Raw genomic sequence first — 22,717 nt, forward strand, 5'->3', positions numbered from 1 at the left:
CTTTTAACTTTTTAAGTGCTATTATAGTATAGCCTTACACAAAATCATAGAAAAAAATAAGAAAATCTTTTGCGCTTTAAAGCAGCATACCTCTAAAGCGACAAAAAAGGAAGGCACAACACGCGGTGTCTCCCCCCTGTTTTTTCCATTATGGAAAAGCTTACACCTTCCGGTAGAAGAACGTATCATCTGGCTCAAATCCATACTGCTGCGGCTGAAAAATCTGCTCGGTACTCCCCACAAACAGCACCCCGCCCGTGCGAAGCGAGGCGGAAAACTTATGGTACAGCTCATTCTTCGCCTCTTCCGTAAAGTAAATCATGACGTTGCGGCAAACAATCAGGTCATAGTTCTTTTCGAAAGGATCGGCAAGCATATTGTGCCGCTTAAACTTGATGAGACGCTTTATTTCGTCTGAAACAGCATAAATCGTACCGTCTTTCTTAAAATATTTACTTACGAGATCTTTAGGCGCATCCTGCAAAGAACGCTCCGTATATATGCCTTTCTTCGCTCTGGCGATAGCCCCTTCATCCAGATCGGTCGCAGTAATATCAACTTCGCGAAGCGGCGTGAATCTTGAGAGAAGCATCGCCAGCGAATACGGCTCTTCCCCGGTAGAGCAGGCCGCACTCCAGCACTTTATTTTCCCTTTTTCTTTGAGCATTCGCGGAATAATTTTATTCTCAAGCACCTGCCAACGGCTCGGGTTGCGAAAAAATTCGGATACGTTAATCGTCATTCGATCCAGGAATTCATCAAATAGCTCCTGGTTTTTCATCATCGCCTCAAAAAAAGGGGCGAAGTTGTCAAATCCCCGCTTCATCCTTAAAGAGGTAAGGCGGCGCTTCATCTGGGCCTCTTTATATTGTGCCAGATTAATCCCTGTCTTTCTCTTTACGTTCGTGATGAATTGTACAAAATCTCTATCTTCCATACGTGCTATCCCCTTTATGTCCCTGCAAAGTTTCCCTACATACTATTCGAGGCTGTCCATTGTTTTCCTTCTTTCTTTATCACTGAAAAAAGAGGCCGGAATATCTCCCGGCCTCTCTTAAGCATTGTGCTTAAATCCACTTGTTGATCGTTTTTTCGTATTCGTTAAGTTCATCCTGCTTGAACCAGAGGCCGATTTCACGCTCAGCAGTTTCAGGTGCATCCGATCCGTGGATGATGTTCATGCCCATGCTGATTCCATAATCGCCGCGAATCGTTCCAGGAGCTGCATCTGCAGGGTTTGTTTTCCCCATCATGTTGCGGGCCGTTGAAATGACATTCTCGCCTTCCCATACCATAGCGAATACAGCACCGGAAGTAATGAAGTCAACCAGTTCCCCGAAGAAAGGCTTCTGATTATGCTCTGAATAATGTTCTTCCGCCAATTCGCGGCTTACATTCATTAATTTAGCTCCGACTAAATGAAATCCCTTCTTTTCAAAACGGGTCACAATTTCACCTACAAGATTGCGTTGTACTCCGTCAGGCTTAACCATAGTAAATGTGCGTTGCTTAGCCATGCAGTAAAACCTCCATTTTTATAATTGGAAAAGTATGTATGTCCCATTGCCACACATCGAAAATTTTAACAAATCAGCGATTTGATTGCAACAGGCATTAAGATTGCCTTTCTCCGATAAAGCGCGCGATTTTTAACAGCGCCTCTTTATTTTTGTTATCGGGCAGGCCGCGAAGCGCTTCCTCTGCGCGCAGCAGGTAGCGGTCCGCAAGCTGCCGGGCGTGGGAAATTCCTTCCCCGTTTCGAATCGTATTAATCAGATGTTTGGCATCAATCTGATCCCGAACCATCTGCTGAAACTGCTCGGCTTCCCGGCTGCTATGGTACGTATATAGAGCCGGAAGGGTAATATTCCCCTGGCGCAAGTCGCTGCCTGCCGGCTTGCCGAGCTCTTTCTCAGTCCCGGTGAAATCGAGAATATCATCTGTAATCTGAAAGGCCATGCCAACATTGTATCCGTATGTATACAAGCTTCGAACAACGGCAGCCGGTGCTTCACTCGCAATGGCACCCAGCTGGCAGCTAATCGCAATGAGGAGCGCCGTCTTTCTTTTAATGCGCCTGAGATATTGCCGCAGATTCTGATCCCAATTGTTAAAGTCACGAATTTGCTCAATCTCTCCAATACACATCTCTACAATAGCATTGGACAGTATTTTATGAATTTGCGGATTTGCCAGCTCCGTGGCAATCACGAGGGCACGCCCCAGTATGTAATCCCCTGTATACATAGCAATGCGATTGTCCCACTTCGATTTCACTGTAATTTTCCCGCGCCGCAGTTCTGCATCATCAATAACGTCATCGTGCACGAGCGTCGCCATATGGATGAGCTCCAGTGATACGGCTACATGCTTAATCCTCGTAATATCATACGTTCCAAACTTTCCCCCAAGCAAAACGAAAACAGGGCGAATCCGTTTCCCCCCGGCTTTAAGCAAATGGCTGGATGTTTTCTGAAGCACAGGCTCTGCTGTGTCAATCGCACGGTCCAGCTCACGTTCAATATAATTCATATCCGATCGAAACGGAAAAAAAATATCTGCTAGTTTCATTGCGCTCCACCCATTTTACCAGTACTGTTCACTGCTAAATCTTTATCTTTTGCTCAATCTCCCCACCGACGGAATAAATCATGCGGCACATCGAGAGTATCTAACATTTTTCCTACGACAAAATTAATGACATCATCCATCGTCTGCGGCTTATGATAATACCCGGGCATCGCGGGCACAATACGCGCTCCAAGCTGCGATAGACGGAGCATATTCTCAAGCTGAATCGCGTTCAGCGGTGTTTCCCGCGGAACGAGCACGAGCTTTTTCCCTTCCTTCAGCATCACATCCGCTGTTCTCTCGAGCAGATTACCGGAGGCGCCATGAGCGATGCCTGAAAGCGTCCCCATCGAGCACGGCACAATGACCATTGCATCACTGCGATAGGAGCCACTTGCGACAGGCGCGGTAAAATCACGAAGCGTATGATAATGAAGTTCCCCCTGCTCTGCCGGAAACTTCGTCTTCATTATCAGTTCTCTGTCAGATGTATCCCAGTCTAACTCTTCTTTAAAAACCTGCCAGCCCGCTTCCGTTATAATTAAATGAACCTTATAATCGTGCAGCAGCAGCTGACGGGTAAGCCGTACCCCGTATACAGCCCCGCTTGCACCCGTAATACCGACAACAAACACTTTCCTCATCTCATCACCAGGTCAATCAAAGTAAATGAAAATACAACCACGCTCAATACGCCGTTCATTGTAAAGAAAGCCGTATTAAGCTTAGATAAATCATGCGGGGAAATAAGCCGGTGTTCATAAATAAGAATCATCGCCGAAATTAAAATCCCCACTGCGAACCAAATATGCAGCTGTGTGAGAAGGCATAGCGCAATAAAGCCCGCGATCGTAATGAAATGGAACAAGCGCGCCAGTTTTAATGCTCTGGCAATCCCAAAAAAGCTGGGGATGGAATAAAGCCCTCTCTCCCGGTCATATTCAGCATCCTGGCAGGCGTAGATGACGTCAAATCCCGCAGTCCACAGGGCCACCGAAACGAACAGCAAAATACCCATCCAATCCACGCGGCCTGTCGTTGCTACCCATCCGCCGAGCGGCGCGAGCCCGATTGCAATCCCGAGAATTAAATGGCACGCCCAGGTAAACCTTTTGGTGTACGAATACAGCACAAGAAAAAACACCGCAATCGGCATTAATTTAACAGCTAACATATTCAGCTGAAAAGCTGCCACAAACAGAACAATAAAAGAGACAATGATGAAAAGGAGCACTTCCTTGTCCCTTATAAGCCCCGCAGGAATGGCACGCATCGCCGTGCGTGGATTTTCCGCGTCGAAGTTCCGATCAATCAGGCGGTTTAGCGCCATCGCTGCGCTGCGCGCGCCAACCATCGCCATAATAATCCAGAAAATCTGGCTCCACGCCGGCCATGTGCCGTTCACGACAAAGCTGCCGAGAATCGCACCCATAAAGGCAAACGGCAGGGCGAAAATCGTATGCTCAAACTTAATCATTTCTAGAATTATCCGTAACTTTCTCATTGTATGCCCACCTATTTCTTAAATCCAATATGAAGTGCTGAAACACCGCCAACAAACAGCTTTGTTTCTACATCCGTAAGACCCGCTTCACGAAACACATCCGCAAGCTGCTTGCTGTCAGGAAAGTTTGTAAGCGAATTGGGGAGCCAGCTGTATTCTTCGTACTTATCCACCACAAGCTTTGCCACTACTGGAAGCAGGTTGTAGAAGTAGAAAAAGAATAGCTTACGGTACGGAATAAACGGCGGTTTGCTCACCTCAAGCGACACAACTTGTCCCCCGGGCTTTACGACACGCGCCATCTCCCGTATTACCTGCTTATAATCCGGCACATTGCGGAGGGCAAAACCAATCGTAGCATAATCGAACGAATTGTCCGGGTACGGGATTTTCATCGCATCCCCGTTTACAAGGGTAATCTGGTTTAATCCCTGCTTTTTAACCTTCTGTGCGCCAACGTCAAGCATATTCTGGCTGAAATCGAGACCTACGATTTCTCCTGTCGGCCCTATGGCATTCGCCAGGCTGATCGTCCAATCGCATGTACCGCAGCAAAGGTCAATGGCAGTCTCTCCTGCCTTGACACCCATTCTTCGATTCGTATATTCGCGCCAGGCAACATGGCGCCCAAAGCTAATGACCGAATTCATCCGGTCGTAGTCCTTCGCGATGGATTCAAAGACAGAGTGAACAAACTCCGCCTTCTCTTCTCCCTGCAATCTTTCTTCCATCGTTACATCTCCTCTGCCCTTGCGTTCTGGTTGTCCAATTCCAGCGCACATCCATCAATGACATGCTTTAATTCTGCACGCAATTCATCATTCCCGAGCAGTGGAACAAGCTTCCGGCACTGGTGGATGGCTCTGTGTAAGTGCTGCAGGATGAGCTGGTAGCTGTTGCGCGTTCCTTCTTCCTCATTTAGCAGCCGCCAGTATATTCCGCCTTCAGCTCCCTGCCTGCACGCCTTGTATTCCTGCAGCAGGTGCTCAATAAGAAGCATTTGGAAGATGAAGCGGGACCATTCTTCTTTCTTCTCCGTTTCCCTGCTGTACACGAAAGACTGAAGCAGCGACGCCTCAATCGCAATTTTGCACTGCAAATACTCTTCTGCCGCCCACTTGTCGTTCCAATAAAGGCTGATTTTCCGCTCGTTAATCTCCTCAATGCTTCGGGCAAGACTGCGGATCACCGCCACGTCTTCTATTTGGGCAAGCAAATAATAATAGCGGCTGCTGAAATAATCCCCCGCCAGCACGGTTAATTGGCGCGAGCGGGTGCCTCTCAGCGTTTCTTCCTGCTTAAGGCTTACAAGTTCATGGCTGTCCAGTGCCATTTGAATAAGCATGCTTGTTACTATGTACCGCCTGATGACAGATTTAGGCAGACCTTGCTGCTGCAAGTAAAGGAACAGCAGGTGAATTCGAAGCTGGGAGACCGGCGGGTGCTCAATGTGCTGACGAAGAACCTGATTGTCCACATTCATGCCAATTTGCTTACGTATCTCTTCGATTTCTTCGCGTAAATTACTCTTCAAAAGTTCCATAATATGCATCCCCCAAAAAAACATTCCGCGCCTACTGAAAACATACTTTTAAAGTATACCATATTAATGTAAGCCTACACTACGCTAATTATAAATTTCCTGCCTATAAATAAAAAGCAAAAAACAAGCAGGGCCTGCCTGCTTGTTTTACCGATACAGTTATTCCTCGCTCAGCGTATCGATCGTGCCGTGGCTCGTTTGAACGACGGCTTTTCCTCTTATCTTAATGGCGGATGTATGTTCAGTAAACTGGGCAATCATAATTTCTCCCTTGTCGAGCTTCTCGGAGTGATGGAATTTTGTAGATTCCCCGCGGGTTAACCCGATTACATTTACGCCGTTCTCAAGTGCTTTAATGACAATAAACTCAGTGGATGGCAGACTCAAGTACGCTCCCCCTTATCAATCTCAAGATCGTTTATGAACTAACTATGTCGCAAAAAGGAAACGCTGTCAATCTTTTATGAGGCTGAATACTTCTGCGCGTGAAGCCGCATCCTTCTCGAAAACGCCGCGCACGGCCGATGTCACCGTCTTTGCCCCCGGTTTTTTCACGCCGCGCATCGTCATGCAGAGGTGTTCCGCTTCGACCACAACAACAACGCCATGCGGGTCCAGAGTTTCTACGATCGCGTCAGCTACGGTAGCCGTAATCCTTTCCTGCAGCTGCGGCCGCCTGGCCACCGCTTCTACGGCGCGTGCCAGCTTGGATAGCCCCGTGACACGCCCGCCCTTCGGAATGTATCCGACATGGGCCACTCCATAGAACGGGACAAGGTGATGCTCGCACATAGAATAGAAAGGAATATCTTTTACGAGAACAAGCTCCTCATGGTCCTCGCTGAATACGACAGAAAAATACTCTCCTGGATCCTGCTTCAAACCCATAAATACTTCTTCATACATCCGCGCTACGCGCGCCGGGGTGTCAAGCAGCCCTTCACGGTCAGGGTTCTCTCCTACAGCTTCCAGAATCATGCGGACAGCCTCTTGTATTTTCTTGTGATCTACACTCATGATTTTTCTCCTTTTCACTCAAGGAATAATAAACCAGGGTTTTTGTTTATACTAAAAGGAGCCGTACATTTACTGTACAGCTCCTGCTTAGATGCAAGATTAATAAATCAAGCCCGGTCATACTATGTACGCTGCTATTGAATCTCGTCCTTCAATGCCTTACCCGGTTTAAAGGCTGGCACCTTGCTTGCAGCAATTTCAATCTCCTGGCCAGTCTGTGGGTTCCGGCCTTTACGAGCCGCACGCTCACGTACTTCAAAGTTACCGAAGCCGATCAGTTGAACCTTATCGCCCTCTTTTAAAGCTTCCGCAATTGCGTCAAACACAGCATCTACAGCTTTTGTTGCATCTTTTTTTGTGAGTTCGGCCGTTTCAGACACTTTAGCAATTAATTCAGTTTTGTTCATTTTTCTTCACCTCCTCCCACAGGGGAAATATCTTGTTATACGTTGTTAACGATTTGTTGGCGAAATATACGTATTTCCTGCATTTTTTAACATTGGACATGCTAATCTTAATATAGAAAACGCTGTAATACAAGGGATTTTAACGAAACAGGCCCATATTCGCCCATACAATCGGACGATTTACTACCCGAAACAGGAAAAAGGCTTCATCCGAAGGCGGAGAAGCCGGCATTTATCTGCTATACAGTTTTCCCTACCTTGCTTTTCTGCCTAAAGAATAATCGCAATTAATCCTCCGGAACCTTCGTTGATAATCCGCTCCAGCGTTTCCTGCAGCTTATACCGTGCATTATCCGGCATCATCGAGAGTTTAGCCGATATTCCTTCGTTAACAATCGAGTTGAGTGAACGCCCGAAGATATCCGAATTCCAGATGCTTAGCGGATTATCCTCAAAATCCTGCATGAGGTAACGCACAAGTTCTTCACTCTGTTTTTCCGTGCCAATAATCGGTGCAAATTCGGACTCTACGTCTACACGAATCATATGGATAGAAGGCGCCGTCGCTTTCAATCGTACGCCAAAGCGGGAGCCATGGCGAATAATCTCCGGTTCGTCTAACTTCATTTCTTCTAAGGATGGCGGTGCGATCCCGTATCCGGTCTGCCTTACCATCGTCAGAGCACCGGAGACTTTATCATACTCCTTTTTCGCCACACTGAATTCCTGCATGAGCTGGAGGAGGTGATCTTTTCCCCGAATTTCGACCCCTACGATTTCCATCAGAATCCGGTCGTACAATTCATCGTTAGCATGAAGGTCGATTTCGGCCACACCCTGGCCCATATTCATATCTGACAATGCCGCCCGCTCAATAAAGTCATAGTCACTAAAGTAGCCGACAACCCTATCCACATCGCGGAGTCGGCGGATGTCCTTCACTGTGTCACGAACCGCTTCCTCGAAGTTTTGGCGGAGCCAATGTTCAGAGTTGAGAACCATTACCCAGGAGGGGAGGTTGACGTTCACTTCATGGACAGGGAACTCGAACAATACCTCGCGGAGAACCGCAAGCCCTTCTCTTTCGTCCATCGAATCCACACTCATGACAAGAACAGGCACATCATACTTCTCTTCCAGGTCTGCGCGAAGCGTTAGCGTCTCAGGGTTGCCGGGATGGATCGTATTGATAACAATCGCAAATGGTTTACCAACCTCTTTTAGCTCATTAATGACTCTTTCTTCCGCCTGGGCGTAGTCATAGCGGGGAATTTCCGCAATCGAACCGTCAGAAGTAATCACAACGCCAAGGGTCGAATGCTCCTGGATTACTTTGCGGGTTCCAAGCTCGGCTGCCTCTTCAAAAGGAACGGGTTCATCATACCACGGGGTTGTTACCATACGGGGGCCGTTTTCATCTTCATATCCGCGTGCCCCTTCCACTGCATACCCAACACAATCGACCAGGCGGACATTAATATTGAGTCCGTCTGCCACACGAATCTCCACCGCGTTGTTAGGAACGAATTTCGGTTCTGTGGTCATGATTGTTCTTCCAGCAGCACTTTGAGGCAATTCATCAATGGCCCTTACTCTCTCTGATTCGTTCGGGATATTCGGGATGACAACCGTTTCCATGAACCGCTTAATAAACGTTGATTTTCCCGTACGAACAGGACCGACGACACCGATATAAATATCTCCCCCGGTACGTTCTGCAATGTCTTTAAAAATGTCAATACGTTCCACCTTTTACCCTCCTCACTTTCGGCTAGCTTCAACTTCTTGTACTATAAGGACACTATTCATCTTATGAAGGCCGTAAGGAAAATAGACCCTTTGTACAGAAAAGAGCGATAGCCATCTGGGCTAACGCTCTCTTGCTTTCACGTCCAGCCCTGTCCTGTTTAATACAGAATATGCTGGGTTCGGATCAGATATGCCTTTTAGTTTTCTTTCACAAGCTGCGGCTCTCCGTTAACCAGATGGTAGGAGAAAGACTTAACCGGAGCAAGCGGTGAGGCAGCGACGAGGATGGAACGGATGTCCTCCCCCGGCTTCGGCCTGGTGCTGGTGCTACGCAGCGCCATGCTTAAATCCATGGCATAATCTATGCCTACGATGCCTTTATCATTTATAACAAACGGAAGCTCCTGCTGGCTAAACGGGCTCTTATATGTTTCTTCCTGCATCCTTAGTTTATCGTAGTCGACCGCATAGAAACCGTCCGCCAGTTTTTTCCCAAGAGGAAGCGTCTGTCTGGCGGTATAGTAGCGGGTCACCTTCTCCTGCACCGTCTGTACTTTCTGTGACACATTTAAATCAATCAAGCGAACTTCCGGCTTTTCCTCCGCGTGAAGGAGAATAAACATGTAGCTGCCGCCAGCTTCAAAGGCCGCTCCGGGAATGTAGGGGATATACTTGGGTACAATTCGGCTGAAATCAACCGGGTATCGCTCATACTCAGGGGTAATGGCATCTTTCGTTTCAATCGGAAGCACGCCGGTGTCCTTCCTGTAAGCATCAACCGCATCCTGAACCATTTTAATTTGCTGAAGCGGGGGCGCACTGTTCTGAATCATTTTCTGCTTCGGATACGCGCACCCCGTTAATAGAAGGATCGTAACGGCAAATAAAAAGAAAAGAAGTGAAATTTTATTGTATCTTTCAAGCCTCATATCTACCACTCGTCCTCCTGCCCTTGTCTCTCAAGCTGGGCTCGAACGGCGGCTTTGAGCTTATTTTCCGGCAGTTCAACACAGACTTCCCCCTGTACCCGTGCCTGGCAGGCAAGGCGCATACCGCCGGTCAGGTTCAAATCGCCAATCATCCGTTTTTCCACTTCTTTCGGGGAGGAGACCTGGCTATCGGCTTTTACGTGAATCTTGCACATTGTACAGGAACCTTTTCCTCCACATCGCTGAGGTATAAAAATACGTGCTCTGGAGGCGGCTCGCAATATCGTTTCCCCTTGCCGCACTTCTACTTTCTTATTCCCAGGGTTAAAGGTAATCTTCGGCATGATATACAACTCCTGCTATCCTATTCTCCGTCAAAATGTGAGCAGTACGGCCATCATGAGTAAAAAAGCGCCAATTAGCCCAACATAGGCAAAAACGGACAGTGAAAAACGAAACACTTTTTTTGACGATTTCCGCGCATAAATAATAAAAAAATTAGAGGCAAACATCATCCCAATCGCGCTCAGTGCATAAAACATTTTCTCCATAAGACCCTCTTCGTCCCCTTATTTTCCCTCTATATCCCATATTATAGCACAACCCTCCCGCAATCGAACCGATTACAGGACAGAAGCATAGTATAAGTTGAATACGCTAGATGAAAGGAGCGCGCAGTATGAATACCCAGAGGCGGCGAGGTCCGCAGGCCAAAAGACGCAAGGTGAAAAGACCGGCATCGACGGCTCCGAGAGAACGTACCGCTGCTTTACCAGCAGTGAAAACTCCAAATCTACCCGCATCAAAATCGTCATTTCTAAAAGGACTTCCATCTCTCCTCACGAAATCACCTACCGAAATGAAAGCATCGATCCGCACTGTCAGGCAGTGGTCAAGCCAGATGAGGGGAACGATGGCGGAGATGGAACAGACGCTTGATACACTTACGAACTTATTAGGAATGTATGACCGATGGAACGAAAGCAGCAAGACCCGTTCTACGCTGCGGGCGGCAGCCAAAACGACAGGAGAGAAAAGTAGCATTCCTCTTTCGTTTATGAAAACACTAAACACTGTTGATTTCCGGCAAATTATTAGCCTTCTCAATTCCCCTCTTGTGCAAGCGCTGCTCGAAATGGACGAAAGCGCGGCATCTGATGAAAACAAAGAAGGATAATGCGAATCCGCATTATCCTTCTTTTTTACTGTACCCTTGCTTTGCACAGGAGAACCCTGTATGATTTTGAGAACCCTGATATACCTTATGCCCCGCAGGTAGTGCTTGTAACAACATTTACAGCCTATTTCTGCTCTCTACAATTTATTTTTCAGAAGTTTCATCAGTGCGCTTGTGTCGCTGCCTTGAATATCATTATTTTTTATATAGTTCACGATCCGGTCTTCTTTATTCTTATCTATCTGGACATTAGCAAGCAGTCCGAGCTGGCGTATAAGCTGGCGCACCTTTTGTTCGTCATTTAAGTCTCCTCGTTTCACACCGCTTGCCAGGTTCTCTAACTTAGACGTGTCCACATTTTTATTCTGTAATTTATCCAGGAATTTTTTTGGGATTTTCGTCATTGTTCTCATACCCCTCTCTCATTCAAATGTACAACAATAGTGTATGAGAGAGGGCGGGGAAGAGTGCCGCTATTTCCTCACGTTTGGTTGTTCGCTTCAAAATATTCGAGCGCAACTTCTTCCATTTCATGCCGGCGCACCCGTCCCATTAAATCCCCGACCGCCTCCCTTGGCGCTTTATTCTCAAACAGAAGGGAATACAATTCCCGTGTAATCGGCATATCAACCTTTACTTCATGCGCCAGTTTATGGACGGCTTTCGTTGTTTTGATTCCTTCTACGACCATTCCCATACGTGTGAGTATTTCTTCCACACTCAGCCCCTGTGCAATCATGTTGCCCGCTCGCCAATTCCGGCTGTGCCTGCTTGTCGCCGTCACAACCAGATCACCGAGTCCGGCAAGTCCGGAAAAAGTGAGCGGGTTGGCACCCAATTTTATGCCAAGCCGGCTAATTTCTGCAAGCCCCCGCGTGAGAAGAGCGGCCTTAGCATTGTCTCCAAAATCAAGTCCGTCGCTTACACCCGCTCCAAGAGCAATAATATTTTTCAAGGCGCCACCCATCTCTACACCAATCACATCAGGATTCGTGTATACCCGAAAATGACGGGTAATGAGTACGTCCTGTACCTTTTCGGCAATTCCCATCGCCTCCGAAGCTACCACTACGGTTGTTGGCGCCTTCCGGCCGACTTCTTCCGCGTGGCTTGGCCCGGAAAGGACGGCAATTCTTTCTCTATAAGACGCAGGCAGCTCTTCGGCGATGACTTCACTCATCCGCTTCATGGATTCAATTTCGATCCCTTTGGTCGCATGAACAAGGATGGCCTCTTTATGTAGGTGAGGGACTAAATTCCGCACCGTTTCCCGCATAGCATGAGAAGGAACAACGAGGAAAATAAATGTTTTTCCCGGGACAACATTCTCCAGCACATGATCGCAGACGATGTTTTCGGGCAAAGAAATTCCCGGCAGGTACTGTTTGTTCTCATGTGCCTGATTAATTTCCCCGGCAAGTGCAGCCCGCCGCGCCCACAGGGCTACCTCACTATGGTTTTCCGCCAGAACCGTCGCAATGGCCGTCCCCCAGCTTCCTGCCCCGACTACCACTACTTTCTGTTCCATACTTCCCCACTCTCCCTTATGATTTCCCCAGCTTTCTCTCTTTCCCCTGGATAAGGCGGCTAATATTCTCGGCGTGCCGCACATAGCCGAGCAGTGCAATCAGCAAGGTTCCCACAACATAGGCTGCAGGTTCCTTAAAGAGGAACAAAATGATGGGAACCGCTGTGACAAAAAGCAGCGAACCTACGGATACATAGCGAGTGGCGGCAATCACCGCCACAGTGAGCACGACAGCGATAAGCGAGGGAACAGGGGCCACAGCGAGCAGCACACCAATCGTGGTCGCCACCCCCTTGCCGCCGCGAAAGCCGAAAAAGACCGGCCAATTGTGCCCGATAATGGAAGCAATGCCGGACAGCACAATGACCCACGGGCTGTTTCCCGCAAGCGCATCGGCGAGCAACACAGCAGCGGCTCCTTTCGCCGCGTCAAGCAGCAGAACAAGAATGGCAGGCCCCTTGCCGAGCACGCGCAGCGTGTTCGTTGCCCCGGCATTGCCGCTGCCGTGCTTTCGAATGTCAATCTTTGCAACCCTTTTTGCGATTAAAACACTAAAACTAATGGAACCTAACAAATAGCCCAGTATAATGACAACCGCACTCATATAAGGTACCTCTTCTCCCTATTCCGATTTGTTACGCACCAAAATACGTATCGGAGTTCCTTCAAACGGGAACGCTTCTCTAATTTTATTCTCCAGATAACGCTGGTATGAGAAATGCATTAATTCTCTATCGTTTACAAACAGCACAAACGTAGGCGGTTTCACCGCAACCTGTGTAACGTAGTTGACGCGCAGCCTGCGCCCTTTATCTGTCGGCGGCGGGGTAACCGTGGTCGCCTCGTGGATCAAATCGTTTAGCACTGGTGTGGCAATGCGCATTGCATGCTGTTCCGCTACCTGCGAGACTTTTGGTAAAATCGTCTGTATGCGCTGCTTTGTTTTTGCGGAGACGAATACAATGGGCGCATACGATAAATACTTAAATTCTTCGCGAATGTCCGCGATAAAACGGTTCATCGTTTTTTCGTCTTTCTCGACGGCATCCCACTTGTTTACAACGATAATAACGCCCCGCCCTGCTTCGTGGGCATAGCCTGCGACTTTCTTGTCCTGCTCAATAATTCCTTCTTCTCCGTCGAGCACGACAAGGACGACATCGGACCGCTCCATCGCACGCAGAGCACGCATCACGCTGTATTTCTCCGTTGATTCGTATACTTTGCCGCGCTTTCGCATCCCGGCTGTATCGATAAGAACGTAGTCCTGCTCTTCGAAGGTGAACGGCGTATCAATGGCATCTCTTGTTGTACCTGCGATATCACTGACGATAACACGCTCTTCGCCAAGGAGGGCATTTACAAGCGATGACTTTCCAACGTTCGGACGGCCGATGACGGAAACGCGAATCACATCTTCATCATATTCGTCCTCTTCTCTTTCCGGAAAATGCTTGATGACCTCATCAAGCATATCGCCAATCCCGATGGCATGGGCTCCGGATACAGCGAATGGTTCGCCAAAGCCGAGCGAATAAAACTCGAACACATCATTGAGCCGCTGCGTATTATCAATCTTATTTACCGCAAGGACGATCGGCTTCTTCGAACGGTAAAGCATCCTTGCCACTTCCTGATCCGAATCGGTAATTCCTGTCGTCCCGTCCACCACAAAAATAATAACATCCGCTTCATCAATGGCAAGCTCAGCCTGGTGCCGAATCGGATCAAGCAGAATATCATGATCATCAAAATCAATCCCACCCGTGTCGATAAGGTGGAATGAATGCCCCAGCCATTCTGCCCGGCTATAAAGGCGATCCCGTGTTACACCCGGCACGTCTTCGACGATCGCCAGGCGCTCCCCAACAATTCGATTGAAAATCGTCGACTTTCCGACATTCGGACGGCCGACAATCGCTACTACTGGATTTCCCATAACTTACATACCTCTCTTTTTAGACGTCTCTCTTATCATAAATTGAATCGTATGGACAAGCAAGATAAACCGGGTTATCCATCTATAAGTTGTCTTCATGAATGCTTGATGATGATGAGTGTATCGGCCGTGACTTCATGGGCCATTCCATCTATCGTCCTCTCCAGGGTCGCTGCAATCTCCTGCAGCTCCTTTTGTGAATTGGCATAAAAGACAGGGGCTCCGCCTCCGACACGATTTCGATCCATTGTAATCACAGCCAGAATGAAATTTCCCAGCGAGGTAGCCATAGCGCTGCATCTATCCCTTCTGTTTTGAATTTCCTGCGATCTCACGCGGCATGCGGACCGCGCTGTCGAGCACCGGTACCCTTTTTACGGTTTGCATGATTCGCCCTGAATTGTTTTCCTGCGGAAGAAGAAACAAACCAAGCCGCCCGTTTTCCAAATCCCGCTTGGCCATCGGTACCAAACCGGGCTCGCCCGTATCCCGGTACACTCCGACAATGGTAGATACATCGTGCAAAATAGCCTGCCGCTGGCCTAGATTAGCGATTGTTACAAGGCTGCTTGGGCTTTTAGGAATGACAACCAGACCAACCCCGTGCTTTTGTATTGTCTCCCGATCCGCTTGAAGCCCTATATTCATAATGTGAATGCCACCAACATACAAGTTCGGCCCGTTAAAAGTAAGTTCTCCCTCTTCAATGGTGGCAATATCGGACAATACCTTTCCGCTCATCAGCCATTTATCAATCAAAATCGTAAGGATCCCTGCTGCCACTGCCCATATAACAGACAGTTTTATTGCAGCAAAAGTGGACACAATGGAAGTAAGCATAACAAGATAGTTCCTGCCCTCAAATACCTGGGCAATCCCTTCGATATATGTGACGCCGCGCGGGACCAGCTCCATCGTATCCAGCTGCTGGAGCATGTTTCTCTCCATGTTGCGCACGTCGCGAAACTGCTGAGCGGCAAGAGAGAGAAACGTTACCGCCGTCCAGTTAGACTGGAGGAGAGCAGGGATCGCAACCGAACCGAGGCTCGCTGCGATAACGCCAAGCGCAAAATGAATAATCCGGCCATGTGGATACGACGGATACTGACGGTAATCCGTTCGCATCATATACAACCGGGCAAGCGTGCCGAAAACAATGCCTATTGTCACAGCGACTGTATAGTTTGCCATTGGGCCTATCTACTCCTTCTGGCGAACAGCTTCCGGACAGCAAAAAATCCGGCTCCGACAGCAGAAACGAACACCTGCCATGAAACAAGGGACACGAGCAGCGAAAAAACAAGAATATCTCTATAGTGCAGATCGCCAACAATGAAGTATCCGCTTCTCTCATACGTCCAGGCCTCTAAAATCACTTCCATCACACTAACACCGATCCCGATGACAATAAACACATGAAAGAGCGTACGCGCAATCAGCAGTGAGAGCGATACGGCGAGCAGTGCGACTAAATATGTTTCCCCCCCAATCTGTAAAACCGGATCAAGCCAGAGCATATAGCGCAAAAGAAAAAGCGTCGCCCCGGCAAGCAGCCCTCCGGCCAGTAAATGCGGACGAATTTCCTCCTGCTCTTTCATCCACAAATAGAAAAAAAACACCAGTGGAAGCGCATATGTTACCGGGTATACCTGGATATGAGGGGTAAGAGAAAGAACCCACCCGCTTCCCGCATACACTGTAAGCAAGAGGCTCACAAAGACATAAGGGCGTATACGAAGCTGGGACAAAAACGGGTTCAGCCATCCCATCCACTGTAAAATCAGTAGGATAATAACGCAAAACAAAGATAAATAACCTGCATTCATGGCGTATCGCTATACTCCTTCCATTACATTCCTAGTTACTCCCCTTATTATTGCCAAAAAGAAAAAATACCACCCGATCGGATATGCCGGATGGTATTTATTCCATTGTACGCATCGTTCTTCGTGCCCATAAACTGCAGTCAATGCCGCGCATCGCTGCCCAGTGGTACGTATCGCCTGTAATAACGAGGGGAACGGACTGCAGCTGTTTTACCGTTGCCGCGCCGAGAGCGGTCATAATGATTTCAAGCTGGTTATGCAGCGTTTGGACGTAGCTGACCGCCTCCACTACCTTCTCCTCAACGGCATAGCGAAGAAAAGCCCCGGCCATGCCGACTGCAGAAGCTCCGAGAGCGATACTGGCTGCCGCTTCTATGGCGGTTCGGATGCCGCCTGTCGCCATCACATCCAATGCCCCGGCATATTCGGACACTTCAAGCAGGCTTGCCGCCGTCGTAATTCCCCAGCTGTTTAACATTTCATACGGGAGCTTGCGTCTGGCGTTTTCGATTTGCGCGAAGTTGGTCCCCCCGCGCCCTCCTACATCAATAACCGACACACCGCAATCCGTTAGCCTCGCTGCCGCTTCTCTTGAGATTCCAAAGCCAACTTCCTTCACGATAACAGGGACGTCGACCTCTTTTACAATCTTCTCAATTCTTCTCGCCGCACCGCTGAAATCCCGGTCCCCTTCCGGCATAATGAGCTCTTGCATAACATTAAGATGAATCTGCAGCCCGTCCGCTTCAATCATTTCAATCGCCTGTTTTGCCATCGAAGGGGAGGCCTCAGCACCGAGATTAGCAAGTAGAATCCCCTTTGGGTTTACTTTGCGGGCAATCCTGTATGTATCGATAAGAGCGGGATCCTTAACAGCGGCCATTTGAGATCCAACAGCCATAGCAAGGCCCGTCTCTTGTGCTATCATGCCCAGTACCCGGTTTATACTGTGAGTTTCTTTCGCGCCGCCTGTCATCGCATTGACAACAATCGGCGAACTCATGGTGAGTCCGCCGACAGTTGTCTGCAATGCAATATCCTGTTTCCCTATACCAGGCAGGCAATTATGAATAAACTTCACATCATCCAGTCCGTGTTCTCCGGATTGGCCGGCTGCTAGAGCGTGCTCTACGTGTTCGCGTTTACGTGAAATTCTTTCCATCGCTCTTCCTCAAGTTATGATTTGAATTTCTTCAATAAGTCGCCCATGCGGTCACCAATCGTTACACCCATACCGCCATCGTTATCGTTAGCCTGGTAGTTGGCAATTTCTTTTTTCGTTTCTTTCTTCTGCTTTTCTTCCTGTGCTTCCCGGATGCTCAGGCTCATGCGCTCTTCCTGAACGTTAATATCAAGAATCTTCACATTTACTTCTTCGCCTTCTTTAAGCACCTCGTCCGGTGTAGCAATATGGCGGTTGGCAATTTGCGAGATATGAACAAGCCCTTCTACGCCCGGTGCCACTTCTACGAATGCACCGAAGCTAACGAGGCGGCGAACCGTTCCTTTTACGACATCGCCGATTTTGAAATCAGCGGAAGCCTGCTCCCATGGTCCAGGAAGCGTTGCTTTAATGCTGAGGCTGATTCTCTCGTTATCCTTATCTACTTTAAGGATTTTTACGTTGACTTTGTCGCCTTCTTTAAGCACATCTGCCGGCTTCTCTACGTGGTTCCAGGCAATCTCCGAAATGTGGACAAGGCCATCCACTCCGCCGACGTCAACGAAGGCACCGAAGTCCGTCAGGCGCTGTACGGTTCCTTCAATAACGGAACCTACCTGCAAATCATCCAGAACATTTTGTTTTTGTTTATTTGCTTCCTCTTCCAGCACGGCGCGGTGGGAAAGGATGACTTTGTTTTTTTCCTTATCAAGCTCAATGACTTTAACGGATAGCGTTCTTCCCTTATAGTCAGAGAAATCTTCGACAAAGTGGCGTTCCACATGGGAAGCCGGAATAAAGCCGCGCACGCCAAGATCTACAACAAGCCCGCCCTTTACGCTGTCAGCGATAACAGCATCAAATACCTCGCCAGACTCAAACTTGCCCTCCAGCTCGCTCCACGCTTTTTCCGCGTCAACGGCACGCTTGGAAACGATTAACTCATCCTTTCCTTCGTCCAGCCGGATTACTTTTACTGTAATCTCCTGGCCTTCAGAAAGCACATCAGCGACTTTTTCAATATGCAGGCTTGATACTTCGCTAATCGGAAGAATCCCGTCATATTTATATCCTACATTGATAAGTGCTTGCTTTTCATCTACTTTAGAGACAGTCCCTGTAAGCACCTCGTCCACCTGTACGCTCTGCGTATCATTCGTTTCGTTCTGATTTTCTTCTACCATAGACTATAACCTCCTTGAAATAAAAGCCATTCACTCAATAAATGCCCCCATCATGATGAACCAGAAACATTTACAGCCAACAGCAGGATAATTGATAATTTATATTAGCTTACCAGAGTTATGCGGAAAAATGCTAGTGTCGGACATGCTGCTTACGAAATATTCCGTGCATACCAGGCAAGCGTAATCACCAAAAAAGCCGTTACGCGGAAAATGCATGTTACTAAATAGCGTGCAACAATTTGTTTTATCTTATACGGATGCCGTCTTTATGTACTTGCATAAGTTTTTGAATTTCACTTTGGATAAACTCAGCTGCATATTGCATACGTTCTGAACTATCCTTACCCATTACCGCTGCGCTTAAATCGACAGGAGACCCATAAATAATCGTAATCGGCTTAAAAACCTTGTAAGGCCCTATGATGGCGACAGGAACAATACGTGCGCCTGACTTCAAGGCGATCATCGCCGCTCCCGGCAGCACCTTCCGCATTTCTCCCGGTTTCCCCCTCGTGCCTTCAGGAAAAATCCCGAGAACCTTGCCTTCTTTCAGCAGTTCCATTGATTTGCGTATGGCCTGTCTGTCACCCGCCCCCCGCTTTACGGGAAATGCTCCAAAATCTCTTACAAGGGCGGACAGAACAGGAACCTTAAAAATCTCTTCCTTGGCCATAAAATGGACCTGCCGTTCAATCCCGCCTCCAAGGAGCATCGGATCCCAGTTGCTAATATGGTTCGCGCATAGAATAATCCCTTCCCCATCGGGGATATTCTCCCGCCCGATCACATTCCAGCGGTATACTCCTGAGAAAATAGCGCGAAATATCGCGCGAAAGAACGAATACGTTCCCCTCATGTTACGCTCTCTCCCCGGCTTTCTCTTTATACATTTCTACAATTCGCCGTACGACCTGATCGATGTCCAGCCCTGTCGTATCAAGCAGAACGGCATCCTCCGCTTTTCGGAGCGGAGCCGCTTCCCTCTCACTGTCCTTGCGGTCCCTTTCAGCGATTTCATGCATGAGCTGCTTCAGGTCGGTTCTCACTCCGCGCTGCACTAATTCGGAATACCGGCGGTGAGCTCTCTCTTCGATGGAAGCCGTAAGAAAAATTTTCAATTCAGCTTCCGGAAGCACATGTGTTCCTATGTCTCTTCCGTCCATAACAACGTTCTGATTGCGGGCCATTTGGCGCTGCAGTTCAACCATCGTGCGGCGTACAGACGGATGCATGGCTACGGCTGACACGTGGCTGGATACTTCAGTGGAACGGATTACGTCTGTAACATCCTCATCATTTATGTAGATGTGCTGATATCCATTTACCAAATCCAGCTTTAAATTCATCCCCTCCAGCAGGCTGTAAAGCTGCCGTTCATTTTCTACTGAACACTTATGAACGAGCGCCGTATAAGTCAGCGCCCGGTACATGGCGCCCGTATCAATATACAAAATCCCAAGTTCTTTTGCGACGCGCTGCGCTACCGTGCTTTTACCTGCACCGGCCGGCCCGTCAATTGCAATATTCACGATGATAATCCCACCCTATAAACAAAGGGCATGCTGCAAAAAACGCTTTTCCGCAACCTTGCCTCTCTTTCATTTCTAAATTTCTTTCTAAAACAGTAAAAAGCAGGGAATGCCTGCTTCTATGATTGGGGTATTTGATTCAAAGGGATATAACAAACGAACAAGACGCATTCACGGAAAGCGGGCAGCGATCTATTCAATTACTTAAATAGTATCATAGGCGTTATTGTGATGCAACGCCTTCCAGGCGAACTGTCACCGCAAACAAATGTCGAAACGAATCGAATGAGAGTAAGAACTGGCTCAAAAACAGCAGAATAAATCCTCCGACAATGATAGCCATCAGCATCTTTTCCACCCGCCCTGAGAATCGTGCAAATCTCTGTTCATACGCGAAATCTTCTGATTGTTCCATCCGGGCATCCCTCCTGTTTCCAGCAGTATAGCCCATTCTTTCCCGGACTATTCGTACCCTACACGATTTCGCAAATAAATCTGGCGCTCCAGCGAGTAGCTGATTACTTTTTCACGTTCCCCATCCTTAATCTCAAAGAAACTGAGAGAAACAACCTGGGGATGTTTCCTCTCTGCAGGGGGGATGATGCGTACGATGTCCCCGTGAAAACACGTGTGTTCAATTCCTTTGTTCATAGGCAGAACGATCCAGCAGGTAAACCGGTCTCCTACTTGAATATCTACGGATGCATCACACACAAAAGAAATACCCCCGCCGCCAATATCATTTGTTTTTGCGACAAAGTGAAGAGGGCGCTCCGGGTCCAGCCGCTGGAGAGAAACATCTAATTCAGCAGGAACCCGGAAATAATTGCGCCGCTGGGAACGGGTGATTTGACGGTCATTCTGTGGACGGCTAATTAGAATAAGCGGGATGTTCTCGTTCTTTCTCCCTGTAATGGCCGTTATAAAAGAATACTGTGCACCGTCTTCAGCCGTAAACCAGAAAGAAAATTCACTCCCCCTTGGGTAGAAACCCGCCTTCCCTGTATTTTGTTCTGTCGGGATTTCGATTACGATATGCTGTTCGTCCATATCAGCCACCCTGGACTTGTACATTTTTTTACTTTCCGTTTCGTCTGCGGTGCGCAGCTGCATATATACGATGGAGCCTATTTTAGGCATCATGGTGCAATCCTCTCCCTGTCTTTATATCTATTTCTTCTATTATACTAGGATTTTTTATATAGCCGTAGCTTTTATTTTCTCAACCTTTATTTCTTCCCCTGTCATCGCGTCAATAAAGAGGCGGTACCGGTCTTTGCCCATCGTTCCGTAAAATTCATAAACATGCGCCTCACTCCCGCGATCATCTTCAATGATGGCACGCCTCGTCTCAAGCACCTGAAACGATTTGCTTACCCGGGTGCGCGCTTGCTGCTGGGTGAGTTTCGGCTTCGGGATGGAGCGCTGCTTATGGTTCAGCAGGTAGCCTTCACTCTGAAATCCGGTTACTTCACCGTTATCCATCGCAACCGTTACCGTAACCGAGTCGGGATATACCCGCACATCTTTCTCCCTGTATACATACGTAAACGCGGCAGATCCTTCATACTCTGAAACCGATGCCGGTTCCATTGATGAATAACCGTGTGTTTTTAGATAGGTATCGGCACGCTGTCTTGCCGCCTCCAGATTCATTTTCGCGGAACCGACATTCCGTTCATTAAGGAGCCATACAATGCCGCCGCCTCGCTTCGCTACATCGACATTTATAGGGTTTGAGCCATTTCTTTCGGTAATACGGACACTGTATGTCTCCAAATCCGTCCCTTTTCCATTCGCATTGACAACCACTTGTTTCGCCTGCTTTGTCCCAGCAAATTGGAGCGCACGTTTTCTGGCCTCTTCCTGTGTAACCGGGCTGCCCTTCAGAGACTGGGCTTTCATCTTATGCGACTGATTAAGGCTGCCGATGCCTGCTCCAAAGTCAACATCTTTGTACCCTTGCACGTCCCGGTTGATAACGGTAAGCCCATCAACAATTGTATTATCCTGCTGCTTTTCTTCGGTAGCAATCGCGGATTCGACATCCATCCACCGCAGCTGTTTCGTAATTACCGCGGATTGAACCTTCTGCAGGCTGCCGCGAATTTCTTTGGAGTGGTTATATAAGGCTTGTAATGTCTTGCGCTCCTTTTCGGTAAGCGGCTGCTTATCGAGGTCTCTCATCCCGCTCTGGTAGCTAAAATCCGCGACGTTGGCCAGGAACTTATTCGTTTCGTTGAACGGCATGAGAGTGAGCGGCAGCTGACTTACGTTATTTTGTGCAGAATACGCGAGACGCCACACATTCGTTAAACAGGGAGCCAGCTGCCTGCGGGAATTAACCGCGAGCGCCTTGCCCAATTCGTCGTGCAGTTTGTCCACATGGTAGTTCAAATTATGAAAAGCTCCCTGGTATTGATTTTCCGCTTTAATGAGAATCGAGTTTTTTTCCTGATTTTCCTGGTACCCCCACATCCCGGCGCCAATGAGGCCAACCGCGAATACTGGAAATAAAATTCCCGCTATTTTACCATACATCTCTATCACCTTTCCTTTATACATACAGAAGATTTCTTATTCCATATTGTTAGGAAAGAAAAGGCGGTTTATGCAAAAAAGGCGAAAAGAGAGTTTCTCCTTTCGCCT

Annotated in this window: 29 protein-coding genes; 1 reads left to right on the plus strand and 28 read right to left on the minus strand. The window is 48.1% G+C overall.

The features are described from left to right. Positions 1–160: 160 nt before the first annotated feature. The 14 genes from MBEAL2_RS12435 to MBEAL2_RS30205 form a co-directional block, all read right to left on the minus strand. Entirely contained in the window at positions 161–937 is a 777-nt protein-coding gene (locus tag MBEAL2_RS12435; protein WP_047152623.1) for a CheR family methyltransferase, read from the minus strand. A 130-nt stretch (positions 938–1,067) separates the two neighbouring features. After that, positions 1,068–1,517, minus strand: coding sequence for a nucleoside-diphosphate kinase (gene ndk / locus MBEAL2_RS12440; RefSeq protein WP_047152624.1), 450 nt, complete (start codon positions 1,515–1,517; stop codon positions 1,068–1,070). A gap of 97 nt (positions 1,518–1,614) precedes the next feature. Beyond that, on the minus strand, positions 1,615–2,571 hold the full coding sequence (gene hepT / locus MBEAL2_RS12445) for a heptaprenyl diphosphate synthase component II (RefSeq protein ID WP_047152625.1): 957 nt from the start codon (positions 2,569–2,571) through the stop codon (positions 1,615–1,617). Between the two features lie 53 nt (positions 2,572–2,624). Then, the gene (locus MBEAL2_RS12450; protein ID WP_047152626.1) at positions 2,625–3,215 is read right to left on the minus strand and encodes a UbiX family flavin prenyltransferase; all 591 of its coding nucleotides are present in this window, start codon (positions 3,213–3,215) and stop codon (positions 2,625–2,627) included. Beyond that, positions 3,212–4,075, minus strand: coding sequence for a UbiA-like polyprenyltransferase (locus tag MBEAL2_RS12455; protein ID WP_047152627.1), 864 nt, complete (start codon positions 4,073–4,075; stop codon positions 3,212–3,214). Before MBEAL2_RS12455 ends, MBEAL2_RS12450 begins: the two co-directional genes overlap by 4 nt. Before the next feature lie 11 nt (positions 4,076–4,086). Beyond that, positions 4,087–4,806, minus strand: a complete 720-nt coding sequence (locus MBEAL2_RS12460) for a demethylmenaquinone methyltransferase (protein WP_047152628.1) — start codon at positions 4,804–4,806, stop codon at positions 4,087–4,089. Between the two features lie 2 nt (positions 4,807–4,808). Continuing rightward, positions 4,809–5,618: a heptaprenyl diphosphate synthase component 1 gene (locus tag MBEAL2_RS29230; RefSeq protein ID WP_052947683.1), complete on the minus strand. Its 810-nt coding sequence runs from the start codon at positions 5,616–5,618 to the stop codon at positions 4,809–4,811. A 159-nt stretch (positions 5,619–5,777) separates the two neighbouring features. Next, positions 5,778–6,005, minus strand: a complete 228-nt coding sequence (gene mtrB, locus MBEAL2_RS12470) for a trp RNA-binding attenuation protein MtrB (RefSeq protein ID WP_047152629.1) — start codon at positions 6,003–6,005, stop codon at positions 5,778–5,780. A 66-nt stretch (positions 6,006–6,071) separates the two neighbouring features. Further along, on the minus strand, positions 6,072–6,635 hold the full coding sequence (gene folE, locus MBEAL2_RS12475) for a GTP cyclohydrolase I FolE (protein WP_047152630.1): 564 nt from the start codon (positions 6,633–6,635) through the stop codon (positions 6,072–6,074). Between the two features lie 134 nt (positions 6,636–6,769). Further along, positions 6,770–7,042, minus strand: a complete 273-nt coding sequence (hbs, locus tag MBEAL2_RS12480; RefSeq protein WP_047152631.1) for a non-specific DNA-binding protein Hbs — start codon at positions 7,040–7,042, stop codon at positions 6,770–6,772. Between the two features lie 270 nt (positions 7,043–7,312). Further along, entirely contained in the window at positions 7,313–8,791 is a 1,479-nt protein-coding gene (spoIVA, locus tag MBEAL2_RS12485; RefSeq protein WP_047152632.1) for a stage IV sporulation protein A, read from the minus strand. 197 nt (positions 8,792–8,988) lie between these two features. Further along, on the minus strand, positions 8,989–9,720 hold the full coding sequence (locus tag MBEAL2_RS12490; RefSeq protein ID WP_047152633.1) for a YphF family lipoprotein: 732 nt from the start codon (positions 9,718–9,720) through the stop codon (positions 8,989–8,991). A gap of 2 nt (positions 9,721–9,722) precedes the next feature. Continuing rightward, on the minus strand, positions 9,723–10,064 hold the full coding sequence (locus MBEAL2_RS12495) for a 2Fe-2S iron-sulfur cluster-binding protein (protein ID WP_047152634.1): 342 nt from the start codon (positions 10,062–10,064) through the stop codon (positions 9,723–9,725). Between the two features lie 30 nt (positions 10,065–10,094). After that, a complete protein-coding gene (locus MBEAL2_RS30205) occupies positions 10,095–10,271 on the minus strand; it encodes a DUF2768 family protein (RefSeq protein WP_082129920.1) in 177 nt (58 codons plus the stop codon). 128 nt (positions 10,272–10,399) lie between these two features. Here MBEAL2_RS30205 and MBEAL2_RS31095 point away from each other — a divergent pair, with 128 nt between their 5' ends. Continuing rightward, positions 10,400–10,897: a hypothetical protein gene (locus tag MBEAL2_RS31095; RefSeq protein WP_152667785.1), complete on the plus strand. Its 498-nt coding sequence runs from the start codon at positions 10,400–10,402 to the stop codon at positions 10,895–10,897. Positions 10,898–11,034: 137 nt separating this feature from the next. On the opposite strand, the gene MBEAL2_RS12510 is transcribed toward MBEAL2_RS31095, so the two are convergent. From MBEAL2_RS12510 to ypeB, 14 genes are all read right to left on the minus strand, one after another. Further along, positions 11,035–11,301 carry a stage VI sporulation protein F gene (locus MBEAL2_RS12510; RefSeq protein WP_047152637.1) on the minus strand — a complete coding sequence of 89 codons (267 nt, stop codon included), beginning with the start codon at positions 11,299–11,301 and terminating at the stop codon, positions 11,035–11,037. Between the two features lie 77 nt (positions 11,302–11,378). After that, entirely contained in the window at positions 11,379–12,425 is a 1,047-nt protein-coding gene (locus MBEAL2_RS12515; RefSeq protein ID WP_047152638.1) for an NAD(P)H-dependent glycerol-3-phosphate dehydrogenase, read from the minus strand. Positions 12,426–12,441: 16 nt separating this feature from the next. Beyond that, positions 12,442–13,029, minus strand: a complete 588-nt coding sequence (plsY, locus tag MBEAL2_RS12520) for a glycerol-3-phosphate 1-O-acyltransferase PlsY (RefSeq protein WP_047152639.1) — start codon at positions 13,027–13,029, stop codon at positions 12,442–12,444. 18 nt (positions 13,030–13,047) lie between these two features. Next, entirely contained in the window at positions 13,048–14,364 is a 1,317-nt protein-coding gene (der, locus tag MBEAL2_RS12525) for a ribosome biogenesis GTPase Der (RefSeq protein ID WP_047152640.1), read from the minus strand. 95 nt (positions 14,365–14,459) lie between these two features. Next, positions 14,460–14,654, minus strand: a complete 195-nt coding sequence (locus MBEAL2_RS12530; RefSeq protein WP_047152641.1) for a capping complex subunit for YIEGIA — start codon at positions 14,652–14,654, stop codon at positions 14,460–14,462. 10 nt (positions 14,655–14,664) lie between these two features. Further along, a complete protein-coding gene (locus MBEAL2_RS12535; protein WP_047152642.1) occupies positions 14,665–15,555 on the minus strand; it encodes a YIEGIA family protein in 891 nt (296 codons plus the stop codon). Between the two features lie 5 nt (positions 15,556–15,560). Beyond that, positions 15,561–16,190, minus strand: coding sequence for a hypothetical protein (locus MBEAL2_RS12540; protein ID WP_047152643.1), 630 nt, complete (start codon positions 16,188–16,190; stop codon positions 15,561–15,563). A 97-nt stretch (positions 16,191–16,287) separates the two neighbouring features. Further along, entirely contained in the window at positions 16,288–17,352 is a 1,065-nt protein-coding gene (fni, locus tag MBEAL2_RS12545; RefSeq protein WP_047152644.1) for a type 2 isopentenyl-diphosphate Delta-isomerase, read from the minus strand. Positions 17,353–17,366: 14 nt separating this feature from the next. Next, a complete protein-coding gene (rpsA, locus tag MBEAL2_RS12550) occupies positions 17,367–18,536 on the minus strand; it encodes a 30S ribosomal protein S1 (protein ID WP_047152645.1) in 1,170 nt (389 codons plus the stop codon). A gap of 247 nt (positions 18,537–18,783) precedes the next feature. Beyond that, entirely contained in the window at positions 18,784–19,395 is a 612-nt protein-coding gene (locus tag MBEAL2_RS12555; protein ID WP_047152646.1) for a lysophospholipid acyltransferase family protein, read from the minus strand. A gap of 1 nt (position 19,396) precedes the next feature. Beyond that, positions 19,397–20,068: a (d)CMP kinase gene (cmk, locus tag MBEAL2_RS12560; protein WP_047152647.1), complete on the minus strand. Its 672-nt coding sequence runs from the start codon at positions 20,066–20,068 to the stop codon at positions 19,397–19,399. A 223-nt stretch (positions 20,069–20,291) separates the two neighbouring features. Beyond that, positions 20,292–20,483: a DUF5359 family protein gene (locus MBEAL2_RS12565; RefSeq protein WP_047152648.1), complete on the minus strand. Its 192-nt coding sequence runs from the start codon at positions 20,481–20,483 to the stop codon at positions 20,292–20,294. 47 nt (positions 20,484–20,530) lie between these two features. Beyond that, a complete protein-coding gene (locus MBEAL2_RS12570; RefSeq protein ID WP_047152649.1) occupies positions 20,531–21,211 on the minus strand; it encodes a flagellar brake protein in 681 nt (226 codons plus the stop codon). A gap of 54 nt (positions 21,212–21,265) precedes the next feature. Next, entirely contained in the window at positions 21,266–22,609 is a 1,344-nt protein-coding gene (ypeB, locus tag MBEAL2_RS12575) for a germination protein YpeB (protein WP_047152650.1), read from the minus strand. Positions 22,610–22,717 lie beyond the last annotated feature (108 nt).

Origin of the sequence: Aneurinibacillus tyrosinisolvens, assembly GCF_001015055.1 — a bacterium.
Classification (GTDB): domain Bacteria; phylum Bacillota; class Bacilli; order Aneurinibacillales; family Aneurinibacillaceae; genus Aneurinibacillus_A; species Aneurinibacillus_A tyrosinisolvens.

Bases quoted from the DNA above. Each gene is read 5' to 3' on its own strand.
- MBEAL2_RS12435 (WP_047152623.1), bottom strand. From the start codon at position 937: ATGGAAGATAGAGATTTTGTACAATTCATCACGAACGTAAAGAGAAAG.
- ndk (WP_047152624.1), bottom strand. From the start codon at position 1,517: ATGGCTAAGCAACGCACATTTACTATGGTTAAGCCTGACGGAGTACAA.
- hepT (WP_047152625.1), bottom strand. From the start codon at position 2,571: ATGAAACTAGCAGATATTTTTTTTCCGTTTCGATCGGATATGAATTAT.
- MBEAL2_RS12450 (WP_047152626.1), bottom strand. From the start codon at position 3,215: ATGAGGAAAGTGTTTGTTGTCGGTATTACGGGTGCAAGCGGGGCTGTA.
- MBEAL2_RS12455 (WP_047152627.1), bottom strand. From the start codon at position 4,075: ATGAGAAAGTTACGGATAATTCTAGAAATGATTAAGTTTGAGCATACG.
- MBEAL2_RS12460 (WP_047152628.1), bottom strand. From the start codon at position 4,806: ATGGAAGAAAGATTGCAGGGAGAAGAGAAGGCGGAGTTTGTTCACTCT.
- MBEAL2_RS29230 (WP_052947683.1), bottom strand. From the start codon at position 5,618: ATGGAACTTTTGAAGAGTAATTTACGCGAAGAAATCGAAGAGATACGT.
- folE (WP_047152630.1), bottom strand. From the start codon at position 6,635: ATGAGTGTAGATCACAAGAAAATACAAGAGGCTGTCCGCATGATTCTG.
- hbs (WP_047152631.1), bottom strand. From the start codon at position 7,042: ATGAACAAAACTGAATTAATTGCTAAAGTGTCTGAAACGGCCGAACTC.
- MBEAL2_RS12490 (WP_047152633.1), bottom strand. From the start codon at position 9,720: ATGAGGCTTGAAAGATACAATAAAATTTCACTTCTTTTCTTTTTATTT.
- MBEAL2_RS12495 (WP_047152634.1), bottom strand. From the start codon at position 10,064: ATGCCGAAGATTACCTTTAACCCTGGGAATAAGAAAGTAGAAGTGCGG.
- MBEAL2_RS30205 (WP_082129920.1), bottom strand. From the start codon at position 10,271: ATGGAGAAAATGTTTTATGCACTGAGCGCGATTGGGATGATGTTTGCC.
- MBEAL2_RS31095 (WP_152667785.1), top strand. From the start codon at position 10,400: ATGAATACCCAGAGGCGGCGAGGTCCGCAGGCCAAAAGACGCAAGGTG.
- MBEAL2_RS12510 (WP_047152637.1), bottom strand. From the start codon at position 11,301: ATGACGAAAATCCCAAAAAAATTCCTGGATAAATTACAGAATAAAAAT.
- MBEAL2_RS12515 (WP_047152638.1), bottom strand. From the start codon at position 12,425: ATGGAACAGAAAGTAGTGGTAGTCGGGGCAGGAAGCTGGGGGACGGCC.
- plsY (WP_047152639.1), bottom strand. From the start codon at position 13,029: ATGAGTGCGGTTGTCATTATACTGGGCTATTTGTTAGGTTCCATTAGT.
- der (WP_047152640.1), bottom strand. From the start codon at position 14,364: ATGGGAAATCCAGTAGTAGCGATTGTCGGCCGTCCGAATGTCGGAAAG.
- MBEAL2_RS12530 (WP_047152641.1), bottom strand. From the start codon at position 14,654: ATGGCTACCTCGCTGGGAAATTTCATTCTGGCTGTGATTACAATGGAT.
- MBEAL2_RS12535 (WP_047152642.1), bottom strand. From the start codon at position 15,555: ATGGCAAACTATACAGTCGCTGTGACAATAGGCATTGTTTTCGGCACG.
- MBEAL2_RS12540 (WP_047152643.1), bottom strand. From the start codon at position 16,190: ATGAATGCAGGTTATTTATCTTTGTTTTGCGTTATTATCCTACTGATT.
- fni (WP_047152644.1), bottom strand. From the start codon at position 17,352: ATGGAAAGAATTTCACGTAAACGCGAACACGTAGAGCACGCTCTAGCA.
- rpsA (WP_047152645.1), bottom strand. From the start codon at position 18,536: ATGGTAGAAGAAAATCAGAACGAAACGAATGATACGCAGAGCGTACAG.
- MBEAL2_RS12555 (WP_047152646.1), bottom strand. From the start codon at position 19,395: ATGAGGGGAACGTATTCGTTCTTTCGCGCGATATTTCGCGCTATTTTC.
- MBEAL2_RS12565 (WP_047152648.1), bottom strand. From the start codon at position 20,483: ATGGAACAATCAGAAGATTTCGCGTATGAACAGAGATTTGCACGATTC.
- MBEAL2_RS12570 (WP_047152649.1), bottom strand. From the start codon at position 21,211: ATGATGCCTAAAATAGGCTCCATCGTATATATGCAGCTGCGCACCGCA.
- ypeB (WP_047152650.1), bottom strand. From the start codon at position 22,609: ATGTATGGTAAAATAGCGGGAATTTTATTTCCAGTATTCGCGGTTGGC.